This is a genomic window from Candidatus Binatus sp. (genome assembly GCF_030646925.1).
In the GTDB taxonomy this organism is placed as follows: Bacteria; Desulfobacterota; Binatia; order Binatales; family Binataceae; genus Binatus.
In genome coordinates this window covers 1-9,482 of sequence record NZ_JAUSKL010000074.1, presented here as the reverse complement: position 1 = coordinate 9,482, position 9,482 = coordinate 1, and the positions used below count along the sequence as shown (strand labels likewise).

Here is a 9,482-nt window from a genome sequence, read left to right as displayed (position 1 = left end):
CGCCGCCGCGGCGACGCGGTTCCTTGTCTGCACTCCGGCGCCCAAGCTACGATGCGTCGATACGGGCGGTTAGCTCAGTGGTAGAGCATCGGCCTTACAAGCCGAGGGTCGCAGGTTCGAAACCTGCACCGCCCACCAATTAAGATCAAGGATTTTTCGCCTCAGGCACTTGAGTTAAACTGCTTGGTGCCGAATGGGTGCCATTTTCTTGAAAAATACCGATACAGCGGATGGGCGGTTCTCGGTCGAGGATGCGTTGGCGCGGGTCGTTCTGAAGGTCGGCGGCGCGTTGGTCTCTGATCTACTCCCGCCTCATCAGGACCGGGACAAGAATGCGGATTATCTCTTTCAGCAATACGGCGTAATAGGCGAACTGAAGCGGCTAGAAAAAAACCAAGGCGACGATCCTGAGATGATCGCGAAGCGAAATCGCCTGTATCGCAAGTGGCTCACCGAGAGAAGGCCCGGCGTCCCGATCGTTTATGGCACGGCTCTACTGGAACTACGCAGGCTCCCTCCCGACTGTCAGAACGAGATGATTTCGCTGTACCGCGAACCGATAGCGCGTCGCATCAGAAAGGCTAACGAGCAAATCAAATCCACCAGATCAACGCTCAATATGCCGAACGCGACTGGCGTACTCTTTCTTGCCCAGGATGGCGACTATTCCATCGGGCCAGAAGCTATTCTCAACTTAGCGTCAAGATGTCTGAAAGGCGGGAGATTTCGAGGAATCGATGACATCATCTGCTTCAACGCCTTCCCGGCTGGTTTGCCGGGTGACCCAGTGGGTTACATGTTTTGGGTCCATGCATGCCGCGACGATCGGCGCGCGACGGCCAATGAGCTCCTGCAATCGCTGCAGAAGGCATGGCAGGTTGAAATCGAGGCAGTCGCGGGACCGATGGTAACCCCGTCCGCTCCGATAGATTGGGAAAACCTTAAGTACCCGAAACGCCGTAGCCGATAGGCTGACACATGAACGACATGGCACTAACTAGAGACTTCAAACAGACGGTTGTCGACCGCGTGAAGCGGGATCCGGCGTTCGCCAAAAGCGATGCTCGACGAGGCCGCTACACTGTTCCTCAACGGCGAACCGGATGCCGCTCGTCTCATTCTGCGGGATCTCGTGAACGCGACCGTCGGGTTCGAGGAGTTAGCTGCCGAGACCGCGAAGCCTGCTAAGAGCCTGCATCGGATGCTATCGAAAAACGGCAATCCGAGCATGGACAATCTGGCCGCGATCTTGAGCGTCATCCGCAAGCAACTGCGAGTGAACCTTCAGGCCCGCACCATCAAAGCCGCGTAAGCGAGCAAAAGCAATCTCTGAACTTTCAGACCTCTTTTCTTTTATGGTACCGAATGCCATAATTTCTCCATGCCGCCGGTGATTCTTGAGGCGCGCGATGTTATCGGAGGCGGGCGTTATCTGCAGGAAGTTCGAGTCTCAAGTTTCTCGCCCAGCCGTGAGCTGCCGGAAGGTATCCGGTATTCCCTTTGCCTTGTGGACCTTGAGAGCGGCGGCGTGGTTTTGCTCTACGATATTCATCGCGGTAAGTCGCATCACCGGCATTTGCGCGGTAAAGAGACCCGTTACAAGTTCGTCAACGAGGACGCATTGCTCGACGACTTCTTGCGCGACGTAGACCTGATTCTGGAGGGTAAGCTATGAGCGCACGGCGCCTTAACATCGGCATCCGCACCCGCGCTGAGCGGTCAAAGGCTCTTCGCGAAGCGATCAAGCGGGTCGCCCGCGGCAACCGCTTGCCACAGGACGCGGGCCTTTATTTCGAGAGCGTGGCGGAGCTGCGACAGATTCTGACCGAGAAGCGCCTGGAACTATTGCTGGCTATCACTCGCCATCGGCCGGCTTCGGTGCGCGAACTAGCCGGGTTGCTGCGACGCGACTACAAGAACGTCAGTACCGACATCACGCTGTTCGAGCGGCTCGGACTGGTAAGACTCGAAGCCAAGCGCGGCAAGGGAAGAGCGCAGGCGCCAACCGTGCCGTATGACGAAATTCAGGTAACCATCGCTCTGCGTCCCCCGCGCGTTGTGCGCGCCGCCTGACCTTTGAATCGGATAAACAGAGAGTGTCCTCGGCAGCCTTTTTATGACAAAGCTTCAAGCTATCTCTGATTCACTCGGTCTCATTGTTCGAGGTATCGAGCAATTGAGAGCAGCCTTTCCCAATCAACAATTCACAATCGACGGCCGCTTGGTGGGCGACATCGGAGAAGTTATCGCGGAACGCGATTACGACCTTACTCTACATCTCGTGCAGCAGCCGGGGCATGATGCAGTCACATCAGATGGCCGCGATGTTCAGATTAAGGCAACCTTCAAAGACTCCCTAACGTTCGTGAAAACTCCGGCATACTACTTAGGTTTCAAGCTGTACGAAGACGGCCACTACGAGGAGATTTACAACGGGCCCGGAGAACCTATTTACGATCGATACCAGCATCGAAAAGGTATTGGTGAAACCTTGCTGTCCTTCCCAATTGGTGAATTGCGCGAGCTATCGCAACATGTTCAAACAAGCAAACGTATTCCGAAACGCAAAGAGTTGAACTCTTAGATTGCTCTACATTTTACCGCCACGCATCAAAGTCGACGCGAAACCCCTCACCGCCCCATCCGATCCAGCAAATGCAAGATCACCCCGATGCCCGGCAGATTCACCTCCAACTCCTCCCCCAACGTCCGGATCACCCGCACCCGCCGCATCGCCTCGCGATCGTATAGCCGCTCTTCGCGCCCCTCGACTTCCCCGATCCTCGCCGGCGTCACCAAATCCTCGTGCTCCCACACCGCGAGCTGCGTCTCGCTGATCCCGCACATCGAGCACAGCACCGTCCGGCTCACCAGCACGACGCCCGCATTGCCGCGCCGCCTCTTCCTCGACGTCGATAACGACCCCTGCCGCGCCATCGCTCAGCTCCTCATCAACTCCGCTCGTGGATCCGTAACCCCGCGCTCACGACGACTCTCCGCGAGCTTCTCCATCAGCGCGCGCTCGTCGTCAGTAAGATCGGTCGGCGCCAGCACCTTGAGCTCGAACAGCAAATCGCCCGCCGAATCTTTGCCGCGCGCCGGCAGCCCCCGACCGCGTAGCCGCATCACGCGCCCCGTCTGACTGCCCGCCGGAATCTTCAGCGCGATCTTGCCGTCGATCGTCGGCGCCGTGACCTCCGCGCCGAGCGCCGCCTCGTAGTCCCACACCGGCAGTTGGCATCGGAGGTCCCGTTCCGACAACGTGAACACCGGATGCGGCTCGATCCGAATCGTCATAAACAAATCGCCGTTCAAATCTTTTCGCGATCCATGCCCGCCCTGCCCCTTCAATCGCAACTGGCTGCCGTCCGCCGCTCCCGCCGATATCGATACTTCGAGCGTCCGCCGCGCCGGTATCATGCCCTCCCCGCCGCAAGTCGGACACTCCTCGGCTGATCGAATGACGCGCGCCTTGCCCTGCTTCTCCTCATGCGCGACCATCCCGCTGCCGCCGCACGTCGCGCATCGATCTTCCGCCGACAGATCGAGCCGCCGCTTAGCGCCATGGATCGCTTCGCCGAGCGTGATCGCCACCTCGGCCCGCAGATCGGGTCCGCGCGCCGGCTGCTCGTTGCCGAAATCAAACCCCGAAAATCCGCGCGCCGCGCCGCGATGAAATCGTCCGCCGCCGCTGCCGCCAAAATACTGCGAAAAGAAATCGCTGAAGTCCCCGCCCGTCTCGAAGCCCCCCGCGCCGCCGCCCGCCGCCTGCTGCTGACGCGCGTATCGCCGCCGCATCTCATCCTGCGATACCCCGTGCTCCCAATCCGCGCCCAGCTCGTCGTATTTTTTGCGCTTCTCCGCGTCGCCGATTACCTGGTACGCCTCGTTGATTTCCTTGAACTTCTTTTCGGCGTCCTTGTTGTTCGGATTCACGTCCGGATGATGCTTGCGCGCGAGCTTGCGGAATGCCGCCTTGATCTCGGCCCCCGACGCGCTCCGTTCCACGCCCAATGTTTTGTAGTAATCGCGGAATTCCATCAGGGATGTTCACTTACAAGATCCGCACGAAATTTCAACTCGCAATCGTGTTTCGTTCCAGTTGATGACGCAGGCCGCATCGCTGCATTATATATGAAAGGCTCAGAGCCGTTTCGATTACACGGCGACGAATTCGATTCGCGCCGAAAAGGAGTACCGCATTGGATACAGCGACAATCGATAGTGCTAATCGATGGCGACTGGAAACGCCCGGCCACTCAGGATGGCGCCGCACCGCGCGCCCCGGCGACCCCAATCGCTACCTGATGATCTCCTGCGATTGCCACGCCAACGAGCCCTCAAATCTCTGGGCCGAACGGCTCGACGCCAAGTATCGCAGCCGCCTGCCACGCATCGAGATCGACCAGCACGGCGTCAAATGGGTGCTGAGCGACGGCCTTCGCCGCACGCGCCTGCAGGACAGCATCTTCGACGGCGAGGACCTCGAGCGCAACAAGGTCGGCGCCCTAATCGCCGATCGCCTCGCCGACGATCGCCGCGACGGCGTCGATGCCGAAGTCATCTTCCCCAACAAGGGCCTCTTCATGTGGGCCACCTCCGACGCGCAATTCGCTCAGGCCCAGTGCCGTGTCTGGAACGATTGGGCGTGGGAAACCTTCGGCCCGCACATCGATCGGATGTCCCCGATGGCTGCGCTCGCCACCGCCGACATCGAAGGCTCCGTCGCCGAAATCGCGCGCGTCGCAAAATTGGGATTTCGCGGACTCACGCTCCCCTGCAAGCCCGTCTTCAATTCGCAGGAAGCGCGCGATCCCAACTACAACATGAAAGTTTACGATCCGATGTGGTCGATCATCGAGGAACCGGCCTGCCGATCACTTTTCATATCGGCACCGGCCGCGATCCGCGCGGCGCCAGCCGCGAAGGCGGCGCCGTGATGAACTACGTCGCGCACGCACTCGTGCAGGTGATCGAGCCGGTCACCGCACTATGCGCCTCGGGCGTGCTCGAGCATTTTCCCAAAATCAAATTCGCCGCGATCGAATCCGGCATCGGATGGCTCCCGTGGGCGCTCGACGCGATGGACGAGGCGTACGTCAAGCATCACATGTGGGCCTATCCGAAACTCAAGATGCTCCCCAGCGAATATTTCCGCGCGCACGGCGCAGTCGCCTTCCAGGAAGATCGCGCCGGCCTCGGCCTCACCGCGCAGTTCGATCTCGCCGACAATTTCCTCTGGTCGAACGACTATCCGCATCACGAGGGTTCATGGCCGCATTCCGCCGAAGCGATCGAGCGCCAGATGGGACATCTGAGCGAAACCGATCGCGCAAAAATTCTCGGCCTCAACGCCGCCAAGCTCTTCAACTTCGACGTCGCGCGGCTTTTGAAATATCGCGAGGCGTCTCCGCCGACGAGCTGACCCGCATCGCGCTTCGCCAGCAGCACGTTCGTGTCATTCCGAGCGGCGTCTTCAGAGCGAGGAATCCCGGATCCGGGTTTCACGCCTCGTCGCAAGGCTCCCCGTTCGACTCCGCTCAGGGCTTCGACTCGGGATGACACGGAACCGGTCCGCCCCACTCCGTCATCCCGATCGCACCTCGCCGGAGCCGCCTCTTAATACCTCGCCCCCTTTGTTGCGGGAGAGCAGGCCCGCCGCCTTCTGTGCCTCGCCCGCTTTGCTGGGCGAGTATAACGGACTTGACACCGAGCCGGTTGGGGGCCATTATACCCGTCGATGGCAACTAACTGGCAGTCGATCAAGCAAGGCTTGGCAACGGAAAGAGCACGGGCCGCAATCAGTTTTGCGGTGTGGTGTCTCACGCTTTGGTTGGGGGTGGTGATGCCAACTCACCCATATACCCAAGCGATCGTGATTCTGCTGCCAATAGTGTTCACGCTACTGCTGTTTTGGCCCGAACTTTCGCGATTGCGGGTAACTTACGACCAAAAGACACGAAATGAGTCGCCCGCGTGGCTGTACTTGTTTAGCCTGGCGTGTTTGCTCGCGATTATAGTGTCTGGTTACCGCCTATATGAGAATTTGCAGAACCAACCCCGCTTATTGAGTGCTGACGAAAAATCACAATCACACCTTGAAGGAAAGCGTTTCTACATAACGGAACTTATAGGGCCGCCTCGCGCTGAGGGTTTTGCGGTCATTGAAGGATGGACTTTTGAAGATTGTTGGATTTATGGACCTGTGGTGTTGGCTGGGCTTGGCGAAAATGACATCCAACACAACATCTTTGTTGGTGACTTCGACAATATTTTTACGGTTACAGAAGTAGGGGCTGCGCCAGTAGGGGTTATTTGGCTAAAGGATTGCAGATTTCGTCGATGCCACTTTGTCGCAATTTCGATTCTTGCGACAAAAGCTGAGGTACAACATATTCGAGAATTAGAGGGTTTGAAGAAGTGAACGATTTTATTTTTGTCGCTTCCGGTGCGGTTTTTTCCGCTTTGCTGGATTCACGGGCGGCGTCTTCAGCATTCGTCGCAGCGTTTCCTCGAAAGTCATGGGATGCAGGACGATGGTTTTGTCGTCTAATTTCTTGTTCATAGGTAGGGACACTTCGGAGTCATATCTTCCCCGTCGGGAAGTTCGGCATCGAGCAAGACGTGGATACTTCTATCGTCTAGCTGAGAGCACCGACGAAGATCAAGACGCAAACCAGAGACCACAGCCAATGAGACCTATAGAAAATTACAGCAAGGATAAAGGAACCAAGGGCGGTGGCAACGGCGATTCCAGTTTCGGGGGTCATTTTTTAAGCCCTGAACAATTCATACTGATAGGGTTTGCGCTCGGTATCGGCCTTACACTGCTCTTCGTGTGGGGAATTCATTGGCAATGATAGTGGCTCCGGTTTTCTGGGCTTGCGATGCAGAAGCGCCCGCCAGTTCGGTCGCCTCAGCATCCTGCTATTGCCGCCTTGAAAATGTCGGGGTTCTTGCGGTTGTTAAAGCGCCACTGAAATTCGTTCAGGTAGAGTGGCAGATATTTCTTGCTGACGTTGTGGTACGTCCCAACGATCCCGCGCTTGAGCAGAGACCAGAACGATTCGATGTTGTTCGTGTGGACAATCCCACGCACATACTCGCCTTGCCCATGCCGTACGGTCTGATGGGGCAAACCCTGCCAGCGATCCAAGTACTGATAGCCGCTGTGCTCATCGGTCGCGACCAGTTGAACCTTCTTACTGACTGCTTCGGCGACGAATCGGCTCATCGTCGGCACGTCGGCCCGCTCGATCATCTTGCAGACTACGTTACCCTTGCGCGAGATCGCGCCGATGACGGGCGTCTTATCCCATCCGCCTTTCATATGTTTCTTTTTGTCCCAATGGCGATTCTTGTCTTTACCGCCGATATAGGTTTCGTCCACTTCCACCACGCCCATCAATTGAGAAAACTGGTCGTTGTCGAGCATGGCTCGCACGCGATGGCAGATATAGAAGGCGGTCTTGTAAGCGGTTGGCCGACCATTCTCTTGCAGCATTCGCTGAACCTGCATCGCGCTCATGCCCTTCTTGGACTGGCAAATCAGGTAGATCACTTCAAACCATACTGGCAGCGGATAGTTGGTATTCTCGAACACCGTGCCGACCAAAGGCGAGAAGCGATAGCCAGTGCCTTTCTTGCATTCAAAAACTTGGCCCGTCTCTTTGTCGAGCACCTGAGCGCCGCTTTTGCAGACCCAATTCCACGGGCGATGCTTGATTCTGATTACCTTGCGACTTCCACAACGCGGGCATTCGATGCCGCTTGGCCAGCGAAGGCTAATCAGCAATTCCATGCACTGGTCTTGGGTTTTGTAGTTTTCGTGAATCTGTCGAAGGCTTGTCATAAACAGACTTTACACTCAATTTGGTCTTGGTGTCAAGTCCGTTATACTCGCCCGCTTGGTTGCGGGAGAGGTCGCGCACGACGAACAGTCGGGCGCGGGTGAGGGTGCAGGAGGAGCGATCCAGGCGCCGGATCGACGACGCTGACAGAAAAAGATCCGGGATTCTTCGCTGCGCTCAGAATGACAAAGTGCGACTAGTGGCGTCGTGCTGCGAACCTGAGATGCGGCACTGTCGCGCGTCGAGATCCCTCGACTCCGGCAGCCTCCGCTCGGGATGACGGAAGGTCAATCAGAGACCTCAACGCGATCGTCAACCCTCCCGTGTCATTTCGAGCGCAGCGAGAAATCCCGGATCCGGGTTTCACGCCTCGTCGCAAGGCTCACTCGGGATGACACGGAGCATCCGCGCCCTCGTGATCCTCAAGCAAACGCCTCTAGGAACTGTATCCAAATAATTTTTCTAACAGGGCGGAGCCCGCATCTTCTTCTATCGCGATTCAGCCGCGCGGCCCGGCATCGCGCAACCGCGCCCGCTTCCGGATCGCCACGGGAAGCCCGAAACCTCGTGAGGTTTCGGATCTCCTATCCCTCTCCTGTCTTCCCTTCGCTCCCCTTCTTCTCCATCTCCGCCAGCTTCGCCTCGAGCGCGCGCAGTTCTTTGTCGAGCGCCGATTGCCGCCGCCAGATGAAAATCACGTACAGAAAAATCGCCGCAAAGATGATGCTGTACGCGGCGAACAAAAATCCGAAATGCTCCATCAACGATCCTGCAACGCCGCCTCCGCGAGCGCGATTCTAAGCGCCACCTGCTCCATCCTGCTATGCGTTCGCAGCTGCCAGAACCGCAGCATCAGCAGCCACGCGAACAGCGCGCTGAATGCCGTCAGCGACACCAGCAGCGTCGCGATCATCCGCGGATCCTCGAGCCCATGCCCGCCCTGCTTCGTCACCAGCACCGCCGGATGAATCGTCCGCCACAAGCGCACCGACGCGATCACCACCGGCACGTCGAGCGCCGCGACGATTCCCACCACCGCCGCGAACCGCGCGATTTGCGCCGAGTCCTCCGCGCTCACTCTCAGCATTAAATATCCGCCGTACATCAGCCACAAAATAAACGTCGTCGTGAGGCGCGAATCCCACGTCCACCACGTCCCCCAAATCGGCTTCGCCCACAGCGACCCGCTCACCAGCATCAGCGTGCAGAACACCATCCCGATTTCCGCCGCCGCGTAGCCCAGATCGTCCCAAATCTGATCGCCGAGCCACAGATAAAACACGCCCGCGATCGCGACCAGCCCGAACGCGACGAACGCCACCCACGCGAGCGGCACGTGAAAATAAAAAATCCGCTGGACGATTCCCTCGTCCACTTCGGTCGGCACGTACTCGAACACCATGTAGAGCGCCGCGATCATCAGTAGCAGCGCCGCCACTCCGAGCCAGGTTCGAATCGCGTTATTCATCGGCTACAAATCTTACGTTGCATCGCGCGGATCAATCTGAATCTCAATCTCAATCTCGCTCAATCCTGACCCTGCCCTACCACATGCTCGAACAGCAGGTAACCGGCGGTGACGAACAGCACGTCGAACGCGATCATGATCTTGATCCAGTCCGCCATCGCGCC

Annotated in this window: 10 protein-coding genes, 1 tRNA gene and 2 pseudogenes; 8 read left to right on the top strand and 5 right to left on the bottom strand. The window is 57.9% G+C overall.

Annotated elements, in window-relative coordinates:
- Nucleotides 1–63: 63 nt before the first annotated feature.
- The 6 genes and pseudogenes from Q7S58_RS13060 to Q7S58_RS13035 all read left to right on the top strand — a co-directional run bounded on the left by Q7S58_RS13060 (nt 64) and on the right by Q7S58_RS13035 (nt 2,584).
- Nucleotides 64–138: transfer RNA gene (locus tag Q7S58_RS13060), tRNA-Val, on the top strand.
- Nucleotides 139–193: 55 nt separating this feature from the next.
- Nucleotides 194–970 (top strand): hypothetical protein, encoded by a 777-nt coding sequence (locus Q7S58_RS13055; protein WP_304826183.1) that lies wholly within the window; start codon nt 194–196, stop codon nt 968–970.
- Nucleotides 971–987: 17 nt separating this feature from the next.
- Nucleotides 988–1,312, top strand: a pseudogene (locus tag Q7S58_RS13050) (DNA-binding protein).
- 69 nt (nt 1,313–1,381) lie between these two features.
- Nucleotides 1,382–1,675, top strand: coding sequence for a DUF6516 family protein (locus Q7S58_RS13045; RefSeq protein ID WP_304826177.1), 294 nt, complete (start codon nt 1,382–1,384; stop codon nt 1,673–1,675).
- The gene (locus tag Q7S58_RS13040; RefSeq protein ID WP_304826174.1) at nt 1,672–2,073 is read left to right on the top strand and encodes a hypothetical protein; all 402 of its coding nucleotides are present in this window, start codon (nt 1,672–1,674) and stop codon (nt 2,071–2,073) included. Before Q7S58_RS13045 ends, Q7S58_RS13040 begins: the two co-directional genes overlap by 4 nt.
- 43 nt (nt 2,074–2,116) lie before the next feature.
- Nucleotides 2,117–2,584 carry a hypothetical protein gene (locus Q7S58_RS13035; RefSeq protein WP_304826171.1) on the top strand — a complete coding sequence of 156 codons (468 nt, stop codon included), beginning with the start codon at nt 2,117–2,119 and terminating at the stop codon, nt 2,582–2,584.
- A gap of 47 nt (nt 2,585–2,631) precedes the next feature.
- Here Q7S58_RS13035 and Q7S58_RS13030 read toward each other — a convergent pair whose 3' ends face one another.
- Together Q7S58_RS13030 and Q7S58_RS13025 are read right to left on the bottom strand one after the other, a co-directional pair.
- Nucleotides 2,632–2,937 (bottom strand): chaperone modulator CbpM, encoded by a 306-nt coding sequence (locus Q7S58_RS13030; protein WP_304826168.1) that lies wholly within the window; start codon nt 2,935–2,937, stop codon nt 2,632–2,634.
- Nucleotides 2,938–2,940: 3 nt separating this feature from the next.
- A complete protein-coding gene (locus Q7S58_RS13025; RefSeq protein WP_304826166.1) occupies nt 2,941–4,041 on the bottom strand; it encodes a J domain-containing protein in 1,101 nt (366 codons plus the stop codon).
- 266 nt (nt 4,042–4,307) lie between these two features.
- Between Q7S58_RS13025 and Q7S58_RS13020 the strand changes: the two are divergent.
- Both Q7S58_RS13020 and Q7S58_RS13015 read left to right on the top strand, forming a co-directional pair.
- Nucleotides 4,308–5,425 (top strand): annotated as a pseudogene (locus tag Q7S58_RS13020) (amidohydrolase family protein).
- Nucleotides 5,426–5,740: 315 nt separating this feature from the next.
- Nucleotides 5,741–6,424 (top strand): hypothetical protein, encoded by a 684-nt coding sequence (locus Q7S58_RS13015; RefSeq protein WP_304826163.1) that lies wholly within the window; start codon nt 5,741–5,743, stop codon nt 6,422–6,424.
- Between the two features lie 492 nt (nt 6,425–6,916).
- Here Q7S58_RS13015 and Q7S58_RS13010 read toward each other — a convergent pair whose 3' ends face one another.
- The 3 genes from Q7S58_RS13010 to ccsA all read right to left on the bottom strand — a co-directional run bounded on the left by Q7S58_RS13010 (nt 6,917) and on the right by ccsA (nt 9,318).
- Nucleotides 6,917–7,852 (bottom strand): IS1595 family transposase, encoded by a 936-nt coding sequence (locus Q7S58_RS13010; protein WP_304826160.1) that lies wholly within the window; start codon nt 7,850–7,852, stop codon nt 6,917–6,919.
- A gap of 582 nt (nt 7,853–8,434) precedes the next feature.
- On the bottom strand, nt 8,435–8,611 hold the full coding sequence (locus tag Q7S58_RS13005; protein WP_304826157.1) for a CcmD family protein: 177 nt from the start codon (nt 8,609–8,611) through the stop codon (nt 8,435–8,437).
- The gene (gene ccsA / locus Q7S58_RS13000; protein WP_304826153.1) at nt 8,611–9,318 is read right to left on the bottom strand and encodes a cytochrome c biogenesis protein CcsA; all 708 of its coding nucleotides are present in this window, start codon (nt 9,316–9,318) and stop codon (nt 8,611–8,613) included. Before ccsA ends, Q7S58_RS13005 begins: the two co-directional genes overlap by 1 nt.
- Between the last annotated feature and the right edge of the window lie 164 nt (nt 9,319–9,482).